This window comes from Staphylococcus sp. FSL W8-1268, assembly GCF_038003965.1.
GTDB lineage: Bacteria > Bacillota > Bacilli > Staphylococcales > Staphylococcaceae > Staphylococcus > Staphylococcus hominis.
Genome location: NZ_JBBOQE010000001.1, coordinates 170,422 through 187,050, shown reverse-complemented (window position 1 = coordinate 187,050; position 16,629 = coordinate 170,422). Strand labels below are relative to the sequence as shown.

Below are 16,629 nucleotides of genomic sequence, written 5' to 3'. Positions count from 1 at the left end.
ATCTAATATATATTCTTTAATTATAAAATAAAGAAGAGTTGAACAAATGGTCTTATGAATTTTGTCCAACTCTTTTGTTTATAGCATACTATTGATAGGATTTATCTCCTTTAAAATATTGACGATCTTTCTCACTATACACCTTACTCGGATCTAAAAATGGTTTTAATTTATACTTAAAATCATATAAATTTAATCCATCAATCGCAACACGATCTTGATAGACACTATCATTGCCGATATCTGTAAAATTATTTGGTCCTACACCTGCTAAAAATTTAAATCCTTCATCATGAACAAGATATTGATATGCTTTAGACCCTCTATCTTGAGCACCGTGTGGATAGATAAATACATCTGTTTTGCCTATAATGGGCTCTACTTCGTTTTTCCAACGTTTCGTATCACGAATAATTTGATTATATGAACTATTTGCAAAATCGATATGTCCCCATGAATGACTTGCAAATGTCCAACCATCTCTTTTCATTGCTTTGACAACTTTTTTAGCATCTCTTTTACGTTTTAGATAATCTTTATTATTTAACTCATTTGTTCGATAACCTAACACGCCATTGTATCCTGTTAGCGCAACGACGCCTTTTTGACCATTGAGTGAAAAGTCAGGATGGTCTTTCACGAATTGATTCAATATAGGTACAATATCATTTGTTTCACTTGTTGTTACCTTACCATTTTTATCTTTAGTTTCAGAAACGACATGTTGTTTCTGATCTAACACTAAACGATCTGCATATCCATGACCTCTCATGTACTCATAATAATTCATATCATCAATGGATAAAATTAATGGTTTCTTACCTTTAGGTAATTTTAATTCTTTTCTAGTAACTGTCTTTCTTTTTAAATCATAAGCCTCATGTGGATCTATTAATATGTAATGGTGTTTATAGAGTTCATTTAATGAACGCTTAAACTCATCAGCTGTAATCATCCAATCAAAATTACCCTTAGCTTGATTCTTCTCTTGTGTAAAAGCTACTTTAGGTTCAGTAATCACTGGATGATAAAATACATGTGCAATATCACCTTGATACACTTGCCAATCTTTTTTATTCTGAGTACTTTTTTTCGCATATATATTTGCGATATTTTCTTTATCCTTTTTAGTGTCTTTCTTTGATGATGACAATGTTGAAAATTGACATGCACATAAAACTATAGATATTAAAACAATAAGCGTGCTAAGTAAATATGTCTTAGTCATATAGTTACTCCTTTAAGTTATAGAAATATTATAATACCTTCCAACATTATATAATAATTTTATATTATTTATAATAGATGTGTTTCAACTTTTGAATACGCTTATTTTAAAATAGACTTAACACGTTTATATACAAAACCTACATATCTAAATCTTGAGCTATATCATTTATTGTGGGCATACCACCTTGTGCGCCAAGTGCTGTAACTGAATGACTAGCGGCGACATTAGCAAATGCAATAGCTTTAGCAAGTGAATCGTCTTTTTGTAATCCGACTGCAAGTGCACCATTAAATGTATCTCCAGCGCCTGTGGTATCTTTTACTTCTCGTTCAATTCCTTGAATTTCAATTTGTTCTAAACCATCGTAAAATACAGCACCTAATGCACCTTGTGTCACAATCAATTTATCAGGATAACGTTCTAACGCTTGATCAATGTCTCCTTCAAACATATTTTCACTTTCAGTTTCATTTGGTGTTAAATATGTTACTTGTTCCAATATATCATCTGAAATGTCTCTATATGGAGCTGGATTTAAAATAGAAGTAAGTTCATGTTCATAGCAATAATGAACAGTGTGAGCAACAACATCAGCTGGAATCTCTTGTTGAAGTAACACAATATCTCCTTTATTTGCTTTTGATAAAGCTGAGTCTACCAAAGAGACTGTGACTTTATGATTTGCTGAAGGTACAACAATAATACTATTGTCATTATCAGCTAGTGTAATGTGTGCGGTACCTGAAGGTCCTTTTACTTTTTTTACATATTCAACATTTACATGATTATGCTTTAGATTTTCAAGAATTTGTTTACCTAACGTATCATCGCCAATACACCCTACCATGTGAACATGGTCACCTAATCTTGCTGCTGCCACTGCTTGATTCGCGCCTTTACCGCCTGGTGTAGTGAAAAATGTATTTCCTAATACTGTTTCACCTTTACTTGGCACTTGGTCAGTCGACACAACCAAATCCATCGACATACTTCCCACAACATAAATACGTTTCATATTAACCCTCTCCTTCTTCTTTCTCATCTATATCATATCTAAATTAGCATAAATAATATAAAAAGAGTGAGACAACATATTCAAAAAGAAATACGGCCTCACACTCATTAATATGTTCTAACTTTTAACTTCATGTTGCTCTTTACCTGCAAACATCACAAGCCACGTTGCAAAAATAAATGGAGCGGTGAAAATAGGAAGACCAATTGGGGCTAATGTTGTAGCTAATGCACCATGCATCACTACTGTTAATAATAAACCAGTAATCACTGCAAGAATCGGATTGAATTTTGTTTTAAACGTCGCACCCAACGCAATACCCGTTAATATTGAGTTATAGCCGTACAATCCATCAGTAATAGTGGGATAGTCTCCACCTAGTAATGTGATACATATCACTGCTAAAATACTTGATACTACTGCATAGATCCCGCCTTTTACTGAACCAATAAAAATACCAATAATAATTAACAGACTACCAATGATTGATGTCACTAAGAAAATTTCACTAAAGTTTGTAATGATACCGCTAATAAAATTCACATGTGAATGACTGATGTCTGGATGTTTAATTTTAGTAGGCAAAATATCTATTGTGATATGCATTTTTGAAAATTGCATGCCCATTGCTAAAATTAACCAAGTCATAAAGACAAATGGAAAAGTTAACATGGGTAGACCATATGGTTTTAAAATTTCTCGGATTGCAGCTCCAACTGGTAAAGTAAGAGTGGTCGCTACAATAAGTACAATCCAATTCACTAAAGATGCTTCTAAGAATAACGCTAACCCGATTGCTGTTAATACTGAATTGTATCCAGCTAATCCATCATGGACTTCATCCTCACTATAATTAAAGTGCGGCGCTAGAATAAGTGCAATGAGACTTCCCACTGTTGCTCCTAATCCAATCTTCCAATTTGCAATAAATAATCCTATCAGAATACACAGCCCTGACCATTTATTATTCATAAATATGACTTGAGCAATATTTTTTAAGAAAATCTCTACATATTTCATAAGCTCACCTTTATTATTTTATTCATTCCCTTTCTAATTATTATACCTTTTAAACACTTTTGTAACATTAAAAATATATAGAAATTTAATTTAAAAAGTAATTTTAAATAAAGTTAAAAGATAAACTACTTGTAAAAAATATTCTACAGTTTTATGATTAATGTTGCAGTACTTATTTTTAAAAGAAAGAAGGAATAACAGTGCATTTTACTCAACGGGAACAAGATAAATTAATGATTGTCGTAGCTGCTGAAGTAGCGCGTCGACGCAAAGCACGTGGCTTAAAATTAAATTATCCAGAAGCATTAGCACTTATTAGTGATGAATTACTAGAAGGTGCACGTGATGGTAAAACTGTAGCTGATTTAATGAGTTACGGTAAACAAATTTTAAATAAAGATGATGTCATGGAAGGCGTCGATAGCATGTTGACTGATATTGAAATTGAAGCAACATTCCCAGATGGAACTAAATTAATCACTATTCATCATCCAATCGTGTAAGGAGGATTTTTAAATGAAACCTGGTGAAATTAAAATAAAAAATACAGAAGTTGAAATTAATCAAGGTCATTTTGAAACAGTGATCAATGTTAAAAATACTGGAGATCGTCCAATTCAAGTTGGTTCACATTTTCATTTCTTTGAAGCCAATGAAGGTTTAAAATTTGATCGGGAAAAAGCATATGGCAAACACTTAGATATTCCTGCTGGTGCTGCTGTTCGTTTTGAACCTGGTGATGAGAAAAAAGTTCAACTCGTTGAATATGCTGGTAACCGTAAAATTTATGGTTTCAGAGGTTTAGTTAACGGTGAAATTGACGAAGATCGCGTTTATCGTCCAACTGGTGAAAATGATGAATATGCTGCGCCAAAAGGTGATAATGGCGAAAAAAATGTGAACAAAATGGGAGGTAAACAGTAATGAGCTTTAAAATGACTCAATCTCAGTATACAAGTTTATATGGTCCAACTGTTGGCGATGCAGTACGACTAGGTGACACTAACTTATTTGCAACTGTTGAAAAAGATTATGCAAATTACGGTGAAGAAGCAACGTTTGGTGGCGGTAAATCTATTCGTGATGGCATGGCTCAAAACCCTAACGTGACACGTGATGACCGCAAAGTGGCTGACTTAGTATTAACAAATGCATTAATTATAGATTATGACAAAATTGTTAAAGCAGATATCGGTGTTAAAAATGGTTATATCTTTGCAATTGGTAAAGCAGGTAACCCTGATATCATGGATAACGTAGATATTATTATTGGTTCAACAACTGATATTATCTCTGCTGAAGGTAAAATCGTAACAGCTGGTGGTATCGATACACACGTTCACTTTATTAACCCCGAACAAGCAGAAGTTGCGCTTGAAAGTGGTGTGACAACACATATCGGTGGTGGTACGGGTGCATCAGAAGGTGCTAAAGCTACAACCGTTACACCTGGACCATGGTATATTCATCGTATGTTAGAAGCTGCTGAAGATTTACCAATTAATGTTGGTTTCACTGGTAAAGGGCAAGCTGTAAACCACACTGCATTAATTGAACAAATTCATGCTGGTGTGATCGGTTTAAAAGTACATGAAGACTGGGGTGCAACTCCTTCAGCGTTAAGTCATGCATTGGATGTAGCAGATGAATTTGATGTACAAATTGCATTACATGCTGATACATTAAATGAAGCTGGGTTCATGGAAGATACAATGGCCGCTGTAAAAGACCGTGTTTTACACATGTACCATACAGAAGGTGCTGGTGGTGGACATGCGCCAGATTTAATTAAATCTGCCTCATATCCTAATATTTTACCGTCATCTACAAATCCAACCTTACCTTATACACACAATACTGTAGACGAACACTTAGATATGGTTATGATTACACACCATTTAAATGCATCTATCCCTGAAGATATTGCTTTCGCAGACTCACGTATTCGTAAAGAAACAATTGCAGCTGAAGACGTATTACAAGATATGGGTGTGTTTAGCATGGTAAGTTCTGACTCTCAAGCGATGGGACGTGTGGGTGAAGTCATTACACGTACATGGCAAGTAGCTCATCGTATGAAAGAACAACGTGGTGCTTTAGAAGGTGATACTGACTATAACGATAACAATCGTATTAAACGTTATATCGCAAAATACACAATCAATCCTGCGATTACACATGGTATTTCTGACTATGTTGGATCAATCGAAAAAGGTAAATTAGCTGACTTAGTTCTATGGAATCCAGCTTTCTTCGGTGTAAAACCTGAACTTGTTGTTAAAGGTGGATTGATTAACTCAGCAGTAAATGGTGATGCAAATGCTTCTATTCCGACATCAGAGCCTATGAAATATCGTAAAATGTATGGTCAATATGGTGCAAATAAACAACACACTGCGATTACATTCGTTTCTAAAACAGCATACGAAAACGGTATTTATAACCAACTAAACTTAGAACGTATGGTTCGACCAGTCCATGGTATCCGTAATCTTACTAAAAAAGATATGAAAAATAACGATGCAACACCTAAATTAGATGTTGATCCACAAACATATGAAGTATTTGTAGATGGTGAAAAAATCACAAGTGAACCAGCAACTGAATTACCATTAGCACAAAGATACTTCTTATTCTAGGAGGTACTCAGATGATAGTAGAAGACATTCAAGGCAATATCGCTAACCTTTCTGCAGAGGAAAAACAAAAGCATGTAGAAAAAGTATATCTTGAAAACTCTGATCTAGTTAAACGTATTCAACGTGTCACAACAGATCACGGTAATGAAATCGGTATTCGTTTAAAACAACCTATCGATTTACAATATGGCGATATTTTATATCAAGATGACAACAATATGATTGTAGTAGATGTAAACTCGGAAGATTTACTTGTCATTAAGCCACGTAACATACAAGAAATGGGAGATATTGCGCATCAATTAGGTAATCGTCATTTACCTGCGCAATTCACAGAAACTGAAATGCTTGTACAATATGACTACCTAGTAGAAGATTTATTAAAAACGCTAGGTATTCCCTATAGCCATGAAGATCGAAAAGTGAATAAAGCCTTCAGACATATAGGTCATTCACATGATTGATCATTCACATTTACGACTATTTCAGTTCTGTGATTCACAATTCCCTACTGGCGCATTTAGTCATTCATTTGGACTAGAAACATATATTCAACGTCAAGCTGTTCACGATGCAAATTCATTTAAAGAATGGTTAGAACTCTTTTTAAATGAACAATTAACGTATTCAGATGGACTTGCAATGCGTTTAGTTTATAACGCTTTAAATAATGGTGATACAGAAAAAGTATTACAACTTGATCAATTAATTTATGTCCAAAGTTTACCAAGAGAAACACGCATAGGTGCAAAACAAATGGGTACACGTATGGTAAAACTGGCCATGGAACTTTATGATAGTCCATGGATTAAATGGTACCATCAACAGATGAAAGATAAACGTGCAAAACTGCATCCAGCTATTTGTTTTACAATGCTAGGACATTATTTAGACGTCAATATTGAAACGATTATTGATTACTATCTATATCAAAACGTTTCCAGTTTAACGCAAAATGCAGTACGTGCAATTCCCTTAGGTCAAACAATAGGACAACAAGTTGTGACGGAGATGATTCCATATATCGAGCGTACACGACAACATATTCTCACATTAAACGAAGAAGACTTTGGTTTAACAGCTCCTGGTTTAGAGCTTAATCAAATGGAGCATGAAAACGTAAACGTGAGAATCTTTATTTCATAGGAGGTAATATACATGGCAAATCCAATTAAAATTGGTGTAGGCGGTCCTGTAGGTGCAGGTAAAACACAATTAATTGAAAAACTTGTACGTCGTCTATCAAAAGATATGAGTATTGGCGTGATTACAAACGATATTTACACAAAAGAAGACCAAAAAATCTTAGTGAATACTGGTGTTTTACCAGAAGATAGAATTATCGGTGTGGAAACGGGTGGCTGTCCACATACAGCAATTCGTGAAGATGCATCAATGAACTTTGCTGCAATCGATGAATTATTAGATCGTCATGAGGATATTGAACTTATTTTCATCGAATCAGGTGGCGATAACTTAGCTGCTACTTTCAGTCCTGAATTAGTAGATTTCTCTATTTATATCATCGATGTAGCTCAAGGTGAAAAAATTCCACGTAAAGGTGGACAAGGTATGATTAAATCTGATTACTTTATCATTAATAAAACAGATTTAGCAGAATTTGTTGGCGCATCACTTGACCAAATGGCAGAAGATACTAAAACATTTCGTGGCAATCGTCCCTTCACATTTACAAATTTAAAAACCGACGATGGTTTAGATAATGTCATTGAATGGATTGAACGTGATGCATTACTTAAAGGATTAGCTTAATGGTACAACATCAATTCGATTCGAAACCTTCTTGGACTGGACAATTGGATCTCACTGTTTTTAATAATGGTGAGCGTTCTGTTGCCCGTAATATCTTTTTCGAAAAAGCGTTAAAGGTTATTCGTCCAGTTTATTTAAATTTCTCTAAGATTCCAACATTTTATATCGTCAATGTTGGCGGTGGTTATTTAGATGGCGATCGTTATCGTATGAATATTAATGTCGAAGAAGAGGCTAAAGTCACTTTGACCTCTCAAGGTGCAACTAAAATTTATAAGACGTTAAACGATTGCGTGAAACAATATCAAACATTCAATATAGCAAAAGATGGTTATATGGAATATGTAGGAGACCCTATTATTGCTTATGAAAGAGCAAAGTTTTTCCAACATAACATTTTTAATTTAGATAAATGTGCATCCATGTTCTATACCGATATTTTAACCCCAGGCTATTCTGAAAAAGACACACCATTCACTTACGACTACATGCATTTAATTAATGAAATCTATGTAGACGATGCGCTTATCACTTATGATAATTTACGCATGCATCCAAGTGAAACAAAAATGAGTTCGGTTGGCTATATGGAAAATTATACCCATCTTGGTTCGGCTTATTGTATACACCCTGATATAACGCAAAAATTCATTGAAGATGTGTATGATGAAATTAAAGATTATACAAAACAATACGATTGCCGTATTGGTATTACACAATTACCTACACATGGTTTTACAGTACGTGTATTATCTAATCTGACACAAGAAATTGAAGAAGTGCTTACACGCGTCCAAGCTTATATTGCAGATAAATTGTATCATCGCCAACTCGACTTTTTAAGAAAATATTAATAAATTAATTAAAATACACCTTATATCTTGAGTATAAAGACTCGATATAAGGTGTTATTCTTTTACACTTATTTTTCTATTTTTATTTATTATCATTAAATATATATTGATAGATATCATGCGACACTTGTTCAAAATCATCAACATTAAGTGAAAGATAGAATTTGAGTTTAGGCTCTGTTCCTGAAGGACGTAATGCGACAAATCCTTCATCAAAGATTAACCGAATCACATTTGACTTTGGTAAAGCTATCGACTCAGTAGTACCATCATCTTTATTTATTCTCTCTTGGCTTTGATAATCTTCAACTGCGATCACTTTTAATCCGCCCAACGTATCTGGAATGTGTTGACGAAGGTGTTCCATTAACGTTGCAATTTCTTGTTGCCCCTTTTTTCCTTCAAATATTTTAGATGTAGGTTGATCGCGATAATATCCTACTTCCTCATATATATCCGTTAAGGCATCGTGTAATGTTTTACCTTCATTTTTTAAAATAGACGCATATTTAATGACTAACGGAACAACTTGAATCGCATCTTTATCTCTTACAAATTCACCCGCAAGGTAACCATAACTTTCTTCATAAGCGAAAATAAATGTTTCATCCTCACGTAATTCACGAATCGCCTTAGCAATAAATTTAAAACCAATTAAGACTTCCTTCACAGTAACCCCATGTTGCTTTGCGAAACGTTTCCCTAGTTCACCACTTACAATGGATTGAATCATGATTGGATGTTTAGGAAGCGTCGTATGATCGACTAAATATTTAATCATTAACGCACCAATCTCACTGCCATTAAAATAGTGAATATGACCATCATGATCTCGTTCAACGAATCCCATTCGATCCACATCAGGGTCTGTCGCAATGATTAAATCCGCTTTAGAGTATTGGGCTTGTTTGATAGCTAAATCAAACGCTTCATGTTCTTCTGGATTGGCACTTTTTACAGAACTAAAATCAGGATCAATTTTACATTGTGAGTCAACAAGTTCAATCTTATTAAAGTGAAGATGGCTTAGCAACTTCGGAATAATAGGTGTTCCTGTACCATGTAAACTCGTATACACCACATTTAAGTTTGATGGAGGTATGTCACCAATCAATTGGTTAATTTCCGCAAAATAGTACTGATTAATATCTTTTGGTAAAGGTAAAATATTTTCTTTAATTAACGTCTCATTTAATTCAATGTCTAAATGAAGTGGATCATCTAATTGTTCAATATACTTAGCCACTTCAAGTGAGGCGACATCGTCGAGCTGTGCTCCATCAGCACCATATACTTTAATGCCATTATAATCTTTAGGATTGTGACTAGCTGTAATCATAATGCCTGCAGACGTTTGAAGATATCTCACTGCATAAGATAACTGCGGAGTCGTTTGATATGTATCCGATACATATACTTTAATATGATGAGACGCTAAAATATGCGCAATAATGTCTGCAAATTCTGCTGATAAATGACGAATGTCATAATGAATGACAATGGAAGGTTGTGTCATATTATCTTGTAAATAATATGCAATTCCTAAAGCTAGACGTTGAATGGTATATCGATTTAAACGTCCTGGACCTAAACCAAATTGACCACGAATACCTGCTGTTCCAAAGGAAAGTGTCGTTTCAAACCCTTCTTGTTGAAATTGATATGATTGTTGGTCATAGAATGATCCTACGAGACTATCTGCTTTATGTTTTATCCAATTGTCTTTCATCCAATACTCCTCTCATACATGATGTATGTCATATTCTTTTCTTTAGTATAATCGATATCTATTTATGTTTCACATGATACTTATCTTTTTTTTAATTAAAATCCTATCCACAATAATACAATTCAAAAACACCCTCACTACGATAAGTAAGGATGTTTTTAATTGTAATTTATAGCTATTTACGATTGAAATTGATAGCTTTCATGTCCTTTAGCGAATCCCTCAACTGTATAAATCATTGATCCACCTTCTGAATTATTCTCAATATCATTGGTACATATTAACAATTGATTTGTACCTGGAATAAATTGTGGATGTGTAGAACGCAACATTTTCCCTTCATCACGACCTGGCATCAAGATTTGACCAATAGGATACCCTCTCTTATTAAAGACCAGAACACGACCCTGTCCATACATTGCAACATATAAGTTGTCATCACTATCAATACAAACAGAATCAGGTCCTTCATGACCAGTGAAATAATACGGTATGGTTGCTCCAAACGGTGCAATAGTCACACCATCATCTTCTAATTGAATACGGTGAAGTCGATTCGTCGTTGTTTCAGTTATCCACAGTACTTTTTCATCGGTACTAAGTGCGATACCATTAGCAACAGAAATATTTTGTATCACGGGTGTCACCGTTTTAAAATCAGGAGAAACGTAGTAGACGCCACCTTTAGGATTCGTTGAATACCCTCTAAAGTCGGTGAAATAAAAACCACCTTTACTATCAAATACCATATCATCAATACAATAATCTGTATTGATGTCTGAAATAATGTCTTCAAAGTGTTCTCCATGTTCATCTGTTGCGAAAATACCACCTGTAGATTCAAAGTCACCTAAGTAACATGTAAACAGTCGTCCATCTTTATGAATTTTTACTGCGGCTGGATTTTGTTTTTCTGATTGAAACGCTACAGAAATATCTTTACTTGGCAGATTAACTTTAAAAATCTTTCCACCAAATACTTCACATAAAAATAAGTTATGTGCTCTATCAAAAATAAGTCCTTCAAGTTGAAGTCCTTCATCTGAAATTTTTAACCATGGTTCAGCTGTAACTGTTTGTAATTCACTTTCAGAAACAATAGGAACCACACTTTTAGATTTACCACTATACGTTAATTTAGGTAATTTATTATCCAACATATTAAATAAGCCTCCTTATGTCATTCATTTACATAGTTTATTATACGCTTGAAACATTCTAAACTTAAGCTTACTATATGTAATCGATTTCAATAAGTAAAATGATTCTCCTTGTATAGGTCAATTGACTGATTTATGAGCGCAAATATTGAAAGAAGTTATAATTTTGTTAAAATATTATAATGTCGATTTTTATATAAATAACAATTTAGATACGTTTAACATACAGATAAATTAACTTTTAGAGGAGAATCAGAAAATGGATTATAGAGTGTTATTGTATTACAAATATACAACAATTGATGACCCTGACACATTTGCTACCGAACATTTAGCATTTTGTAAAGAGCATAACTTAAAAGGTAGAATCTTAGTATCTACAGAAGGTATCAACGGTACATTATCTGGTACAAAAGAAGATACAGATCAATATATTGAACATATGCATGCAGATGAACGTTTTAAAGATATGACTTTCAAAATTGATGAAGCTGAGGGGCATGCATTCAAAAAAATGCACGTACGTCCTAGAAAAGAAATTGTTGCTTTAGGTTTAGAAGATGATGTAGATCCACGTGTGACAACTGGTAAATATTACTCACCTAGTGAGTTTAAAGCTGCATTAGAAGATGACGATACTGTTATTTTAGATGCACGTAATGATTATGAATTTGACTTAGGTCATTTCCGCGGCGCCATTCGCCCAGATATTACACGCTTCAGAGATTTACCAGATTGGATTCGTGAAAATAAAGAAAAATTAGATGGTAAAAACATTGTGACGTATTGTACGGGTGGCATCCGTTGTGAAAAATTCTCAGGCTGGCTTGTAAAAGAAGGCTTTGAAAATGTAGGACAATTACATGGCGGTATTGCTACGTATGGTAAAGACCCAGAAACAAAAGGTGAGTACTGGGATGGCAAAATGTACGTCTTCGATGAACGTATTAGTGTCGATGTGAACCATGTAGATAAAACAGTGATTGGTAAAGAACACTTTGATGGCACTCCATGCGAACGTTATATTAACTGTGCAAATCCAGAATGTAATAAACAAATTTTAGTATCCGAAAAAAATGAAGCAAAATATCTTGGCGCATGTTCATATGACTGTGCCAAACATGAACGTAATCGCTACGTTGCAAAACACCATATTAGTGATGAGGAATGGAATCGTCGTTTAGAAAACTTTAAAGATGTTCCTGAACATATTCACGCATAATGACATGTACCCTTTATAAGTATCAACCTACTTTTAAAGGGTACTTTTACATAATTACTGTGCTATAATAACTTAAATTGAAACTTACCTAAGGTGATTGTTATGAAGAAGCACAGTAAAGATTACTTCCATCTTTTTTATAGTCAGCTATTCGCAAATACTGGAGACGTGTTAACCGTTGTCGGCTTAATTTCGATAGTATATAGTATGACCTCAAAAACGACTGCCGCTTCTATGATTCCAATTATTTTTACTTCCGGTCTCTTTGTTAGTAGCTTTATTTCAAATTATATTTATCAGTATTTTACTCAAAAACAAGTATTATGGATTTTCCAAGGGCTTAAACTTGTGAGTCTATCCATCATCGCAAGTCTACTTATATTCGAGGAATCTCCAATATTTATTTTTATTCTACTATTTATAAATGCTCTATTTGATGGATTTACCAATCCAATTAAGAACGCGATGATTCCTTTTATTGAAAAGAAAGAATACATAACTTCGGCGAACGCTTTAATGAATATGATGAGTAGTATGGTTCAATTGTCGACATGGGCATTAGGTGGATTTCTGATGAGTCTGATTGGCGCTAAATATTTATTTTTATTTGCGCTTGTACTAGAAATCCTATCCTACTTCTTTATTATTCAACTTTCAGAACGGCATATTTATAATAATGAAAAAGAAAATATATTAAATAGCTTTAAAACTGTATTACGTCATAACTATTCCAATAAACTGAGTTTATATCTAAATCTATCTATAATTTTCGAATCTGTCGCAACGTCCATTTGGGTTGCTGCAATTATTCTTACATATACGAGAACATTTTTACATGTCGATGATTTTTGGTTTGGACTCATCAATGCTGCTTTCTTTAGTGGGACAATTATTGCTGGGTTATGGATGAATGATAAAGATCAATTTTTCACAAAAATAAGTTACCCTATTATTATTTATATTCCGCTCATATTAGCTTTTATTAATGCCAGCTTTATCCTACATCAATCTGTGTTACTTGCTTTACTCATGTCATTATTAATGGGAATTTTCGAAGATTCACGCTATATTTCTTTAAACTCAGTTGTACAACGTGAAGTACCAAAAGAAGCCCTAACATCCACCTATATACTGAATAATTTATTAAGCAGTATATTTTTCTCACTTGGTACTTTAGGTATTTCTCTTGTTGTAGATAATCAAGGAGTGATGTGGGCATATGTAATTAGTAGCGTTGCTTATGTGTTAACATTTGTTTTAGGTTTATATTTTAAAACAGCAATTAAAAATTAATTTACGAGGAGACGACGATATGTGTACAGGCATTACATTTCAAGCCAGCAATGGAGATGTTATTTTTGGAAGAACGATGGATTACGATTATCCTTTGAACGGGTTTCCTGCAGTTCAACCTCGAGGATACTCCTTTAAATCGCATGTCGACTATGAAGGGGAAACGTTGTATGCCTTTGCAGGTGCTGGTTCTGATATGGAGGGATTTGTTTTTGGAGATGGCGTCAATGAACATGGACTTGCCATGTCAAATCAATACGATCGTGGATATGCGTCATATGCGACAGACATTCGTGAAGGCTATATCAATATTTCGCAAACAGAAGTCCTTGTGTGGGCGCTCGGCTATAACAGAACTATTGAAGAACTTATTGAAAATGCGAAACAAGTTAACGTTGTAGCCTATTCATATAGTGATATTAACGAAGTTCCTCCATTACATTATCATTTATCTGATGCGACAGGGCGCACTGTGGAAGTGACATTTGTTGAAGGACGTATCGTCGTGATTGATAATCCAATTGGCGTACTCACAAATAACCCAGATTTAAATTGGCATTATGAAAATTTGAAACACTATATGCATGTGACACCATATAACATTGACAATACATTTTCAAAACAATTGAACTTAGGGAATACGAATGGCACATTCGGTTTACCTGGAGGGTATACATCTGGCGAACGTTTTGTTCGAGCAGCTTATCTTGTTCATCACTTATTACCAAATAGCGATGACCATCCTATCTTAGATGCATTTAGAATTTTAGACCATGTGAGTGTACCAAAAGGCGCTGTTCGCCCTTCAGACAATGGATTTTATTATACGTTATATCAAACTGTTTTTAATTTAACGACAAAAACACTCTATATTAAATATTATGACTCGAATACCATTACAGAATTACAACTTACCGATGACTTAATAAATCGTGACGATTTGGTAGTCTTTTCGAGAAAGAATAAAGGGTTATATACTGAAAAAGTGAATGACTAACATATTTTTAAATCTAATAAAGTACCTCTCTTACATTAAATTGTAAGAGAGGCTTGTTATTTTTTCACTTTTATCATTCTTTATTTTATCTATAAACTAGTCCACCATCAGTTAAAATGGCTTGTCCAGTAATATAATCTGAATCTGATGATGCTAAGAATGACACTAAAGAAGCCACATCTTGTGGTTCTTGATAACGTCCAAGTTTAATTGCTGATGAGAACTGTTCAAATGCTTCACCTGGTTTTAGATTACTGTCTAGTTTAACCATTTCAGCATCAATACGATCCCACATTTCAGTTTTAGCAACTCCAGGACAATAAGCATTCACCGTAATACCTTTTTCAGCTAATTCTTTCGCTGCAGTTTGAGTGAGAGAACGTACTGAATGTTTAGTAGCACAGTATGTACCTAATACCTCATAAGATTCATGTCCTGCAATACTGCATGCGTTAATGATTTTACCTTTACTATTTTGCTTAATAAACTGTTTTGCTGCCGCTTGAATTCCAAATAACGTGCCATATACATTTATATGGAATAATTTATCCAATTCATCTTCTGTAATATCTAAAATAGGTGATACCGCATCTACACCAGCATTATTTACAAATACATCAATTTGACCAAATTCTGCCACTGCAAATTGAACTAATTCTTCTTGCTCTTTTTTCTTAGAAACATCACTATGAAATGCTACCACGTTATATCCATTCTCTTTAAATTCTTGTTCTGTTTTTTCTAGAGCTTTTTGATTAATATCTTGAATCACAATATTAAATCCATCATTGGCTAAACGTTGAGCAATTCCTTTTCCTAATCCTGCTGCTGAACCTGTAATGACTGCTGTTTTTGTCATAATACCACTCCTTTTACATAATTATTTTACCCTTCTAGTTTAATTTTATTCTTAATTTTAAATAATTCACAAACTGTTCATATATCTTTTACGTTGCCTTATATCATCATCTGTTTAATGATGTAAATAAGTGTTTATACCTTACGTATTAAACTGTAAAAAATTAAAGGAGAGGTTTTCTTATGAATATTTTAGTTACTGCATTTGATCCGTTTGGCGGAGAAAAGGTAAATCCGGCATTAGAAGCGGTTAGACAACTGGACCCTACTATTGGGGCACATACCATTACAACATTAGAAATCCCAACTGTATTTCACAAATCAAAAGATGTGATTCAACATGAATTAGAACATCATCATTACGACGTGGTATTATCGATTGGACAAGCAGGGGGACGTTTTAATATTACACCTGAACGTGTAGGCATTAATATTGATGATGCACGTATTGCGGATAATAAAGGAAATCAACCCATTGATGTTGCCATTCATCCAGATGGTGCACCAGCCTACTTTTCAAATCTTCCTATAAAATCAATGACAGAAGCGATTAAAAAAGCGGGTGTTCCAGCAAGTTTATCGAATACCGCAGGCACATTTGTCTGCAATCATGTACTTTATCAATTAGGCTACCTTGCAGATAAGTTTTATCCTAACTTACTATTTGGCTTTATCCATGTTCCCTTTATTCCAGAACAAGTCATAGATAAACCTAATACACCTTCGCTGTCTTTAGATACGATTACAAAAGGAATTACAGCAGCAATCAATGCGATTTCAGACCTCCCTGATGTTAAAGTAGCTTTAGGAGAAACACATTAGAAAATAAGATAATTAG

General features: G+C 34.0%; 17 protein-coding genes. 11 read left to right on the top strand and 6 right to left on the bottom strand.

Annotation, left to right across the window (positions count from 1 at the left end):
- Nucleotides 1-88: 88 nt before the first annotated feature.
- From NST64_RS00930 to yut, 3 genes are all read right to left on the bottom strand, one after another.
- Nucleotides 89-1,228 carry a polysaccharide deacetylase family protein gene (locus tag NST64_RS00930; protein WP_049418074.1) on the bottom strand — a complete coding sequence of 380 codons (1,140 nt, stop codon included), beginning with the start codon at nucleotides 1,226-1,228 and terminating at the stop codon, nucleotides 89-91.
- Between the two features lie 139 nt (nucleotides 1,229-1,367).
- Nucleotides 1,368-2,246, bottom strand: a complete 879-nt coding sequence (locus NST64_RS00925) for a ribokinase (RefSeq protein WP_049418076.1) — start codon at nucleotides 2,244-2,246, stop codon at nucleotides 1,368-1,370.
- A 117-nt stretch (nucleotides 2,247-2,363) separates the two neighbouring features.
- Entirely contained in the window at nucleotides 2,364-3,266 is a 903-nt protein-coding gene (yut, locus tag NST64_RS00920; protein WP_002449220.1) for an urea transporter, read from the bottom strand.
- A gap of 200 nt (nucleotides 3,267-3,466) precedes the next feature.
- Here yut and NST64_RS00915 point away from each other — a divergent pair, with 200 nt between their 5' ends.
- The 7 genes from NST64_RS00915 to NST64_RS00885 are packed head-to-tail and all read left to right on the top strand — an operon-like array spanning nucleotide 3,467 to nucleotide 8,532.
- On the top strand, nucleotides 3,467-3,769 hold the full coding sequence (locus NST64_RS00915; protein WP_002449337.1) for an urease subunit gamma: 303 nt from the start codon (nucleotides 3,467-3,469) through the stop codon (nucleotides 3,767-3,769).
- A gap of 13 nt (nucleotides 3,770-3,782) precedes the next feature.
- A complete protein-coding gene (locus NST64_RS00910) occupies nucleotides 3,783-4,190 on the top strand; it encodes an urease subunit beta (protein ID WP_017175515.1) in 408 nt (135 codons plus the stop codon).
- Complete coding sequence (gene ureC, locus NST64_RS00905; RefSeq protein ID WP_002449517.1) at nucleotides 4,190-5,905, top strand: urease subunit alpha; 1,716 nt, start codon at nucleotides 4,190-4,192, stop codon at nucleotides 5,903-5,905. The genes NST64_RS00910 and ureC overlap by 1 nt, the downstream gene beginning before the upstream one ends.
- An 11-nt stretch (nucleotides 5,906-5,916) precedes the next feature.
- A complete protein-coding gene (gene ureE / locus NST64_RS00900) occupies nucleotides 5,917-6,369 on the top strand; it encodes an urease accessory protein UreE (RefSeq protein WP_002449547.1) in 453 nt (150 codons plus the stop codon).
- Nucleotides 6,362-7,051, top strand: a complete 690-nt coding sequence (locus tag NST64_RS00895; protein WP_049418078.1) for an urease accessory protein UreF — start codon at nucleotides 6,362-6,364, stop codon at nucleotides 7,049-7,051. The genes ureE and NST64_RS00895 overlap by 8 nt, the downstream gene beginning before the upstream one ends.
- A 12-nt stretch (nucleotides 7,052-7,063) precedes the next feature.
- Nucleotides 7,064-7,678 (top strand): urease accessory protein UreG, encoded by a 615-nt coding sequence (ureG, locus tag NST64_RS00890; protein ID WP_002449460.1) that lies wholly within the window; start codon nucleotides 7,064-7,066, stop codon nucleotides 7,676-7,678.
- Nucleotides 7,678-8,532, top strand: coding sequence for an urease accessory protein UreD (locus NST64_RS00885; RefSeq protein WP_049418080.1), 855 nt, complete (start codon nucleotides 7,678-7,680; stop codon nucleotides 8,530-8,532). Before ureG ends, NST64_RS00885 begins: the two co-directional genes overlap by 1 nt.
- 82 nt (nucleotides 8,533-8,614) lie before the next feature.
- On the opposite strand, the gene NST64_RS00880 is transcribed toward NST64_RS00885, so the two are convergent.
- Both NST64_RS00880 and NST64_RS00875 read right to left on the bottom strand, forming a co-directional pair.
- A complete protein-coding gene (locus NST64_RS00880; protein WP_049418082.1) occupies nucleotides 8,615-10,261 on the bottom strand; it encodes a phospho-sugar mutase in 1,647 nt (548 codons plus the stop codon).
- 179 nt (nucleotides 10,262-10,440) lie between these two features.
- Entirely contained in the window at nucleotides 10,441-11,421 is a 981-nt protein-coding gene (locus NST64_RS00875; RefSeq protein WP_049418084.1) for an SMP-30/gluconolactonase/LRE family protein, read from the bottom strand.
- Nucleotides 11,422-11,680: 259 nt separating this feature from the next.
- Here NST64_RS00875 and trhO point away from each other — a divergent pair, with 259 nt between their 5' ends.
- From trhO to NST64_RS00860, 3 genes are all read left to right on the top strand, one after another.
- A complete protein-coding gene (gene trhO / locus NST64_RS00870; RefSeq protein WP_019834741.1) occupies nucleotides 11,681-12,643 on the top strand; it encodes an oxygen-dependent tRNA uridine(34) hydroxylase TrhO in 963 nt (320 codons plus the stop codon).
- Between the two features lie 102 nt (nucleotides 12,644-12,745).
- On the top strand, nucleotides 12,746-13,936 hold the full coding sequence (locus tag NST64_RS00865; RefSeq protein WP_049418086.1) for an MFS transporter: 1,191 nt from the start codon (nucleotides 12,746-12,748) through the stop codon (nucleotides 13,934-13,936).
- A 19-nt stretch (nucleotides 13,937-13,955) separates the two neighbouring features.
- Complete coding sequence (locus NST64_RS00860) at nucleotides 13,956-14,933, top strand: choloylglycine hydrolase family protein (RefSeq protein WP_049415867.1); 978 nt, start codon at nucleotides 13,956-13,958, stop codon at nucleotides 14,931-14,933.
- Nucleotides 14,934-15,018: 85 nt separating this feature from the next.
- On the opposite strand, the gene NST64_RS00855 is transcribed toward NST64_RS00860, so the two are convergent.
- On the bottom strand, nucleotides 15,019-15,792 hold the full coding sequence (locus tag NST64_RS00855) for an acetoin reductase (RefSeq protein ID WP_002449443.1): 774 nt from the start codon (nucleotides 15,790-15,792) through the stop codon (nucleotides 15,019-15,021).
- Nucleotides 15,793-15,974: 182 nt separating this feature from the next.
- On the opposite strand from NST64_RS00855, the gene pcp reads away from it, so the two are divergent.
- Nucleotides 15,975-16,613: a pyroglutamyl-peptidase I gene (gene pcp, locus NST64_RS00850; RefSeq protein WP_002454706.1), complete on the top strand. Its 639-nt coding sequence runs from the start codon at nucleotides 15,975-15,977 to the stop codon at nucleotides 16,611-16,613.
- Nucleotides 16,614-16,629: the final 16 nt, after the last annotated feature.

What these genes read in the sequence shown, in the direction of transcription:
- NST64_RS00895 (WP_049418078.1), top strand. Translation starts at nt 6,362, where the DNA reads ATGATTGATCATTCACATTTACGACTATTTCAGTTCTGTGATTCACAA.
- NST64_RS00855 (WP_002449443.1), bottom strand. Translation starts at nt 15,792, where the DNA reads ATGACAAAAACAGCAGTCATTACAGGTTCAGCAGCAGGATTAGGAAAA.
- NST64_RS00880 (WP_049418082.1), bottom strand. Translation starts at nt 10,261, where the DNA reads ATGAAAGACAATTGGATAAAACATAAAGCAGATAGTCTCGTAGGATCA.
- ureC (WP_002449517.1), top strand. Translation starts at nt 4,190, where the DNA reads ATGAGCTTTAAAATGACTCAATCTCAGTATACAAGTTTATATGGTCCA.
- yut (WP_002449220.1), bottom strand. Translation starts at nt 3,266, where the DNA reads ATGAAATATGTAGAGATTTTCTTAAAAAATATTGCTCAAGTCATATTT.
- NST64_RS00910 (WP_017175515.1), top strand. Translation starts at nt 3,783, where the DNA reads ATGAAACCTGGTGAAATTAAAATAAAAAATACAGAAGTTGAAATTAAT.
- NST64_RS00925 (WP_049418076.1), bottom strand. Translation starts at nt 2,246, where the DNA reads ATGAAACGTATTTATGTTGTGGGAAGTATGTCGATGGATTTGGTTGTG.
- ureG (WP_002449460.1), top strand. Translation starts at nt 7,064, where the DNA reads ATGGCAAATCCAATTAAAATTGGTGTAGGCGGTCCTGTAGGTGCAGGT.
- pcp (WP_002454706.1), top strand. Translation starts at nt 15,975, where the DNA reads ATGAATATTTTAGTTACTGCATTTGATCCGTTTGGCGGAGAAAAGGTA.
- trhO (WP_019834741.1), top strand. Translation starts at nt 11,681, where the DNA reads ATGGATTATAGAGTGTTATTGTATTACAAATATACAACAATTGATGAC.
- NST64_RS00860 (WP_049415867.1), top strand. Translation starts at nt 13,956, where the DNA reads ATGTGTACAGGCATTACATTTCAAGCCAGCAATGGAGATGTTATTTTT.
- NST64_RS00885 (WP_049418080.1), top strand. Translation starts at nt 7,678, where the DNA reads ATGGTACAACATCAATTCGATTCGAAACCTTCTTGGACTGGACAATTG.
- NST64_RS00865 (WP_049418086.1), top strand. Translation starts at nt 12,746, where the DNA reads ATGAAGAAGCACAGTAAAGATTACTTCCATCTTTTTTATAGTCAGCTA.
- NST64_RS00875 (WP_049418084.1), bottom strand. Translation starts at nt 11,421, where the DNA reads ATGTTGGATAATAAATTACCTAAATTAACGTATAGTGGTAAATCTAAA.
- ureE (WP_002449547.1), top strand. Translation starts at nt 5,917, where the DNA reads ATGATAGTAGAAGACATTCAAGGCAATATCGCTAACCTTTCTGCAGAG.
- NST64_RS00930 (WP_049418074.1), bottom strand. Translation starts at nt 1,228, where the DNA reads ATGACTAAGACATATTTACTTAGCACGCTTATTGTTTTAATATCTATA.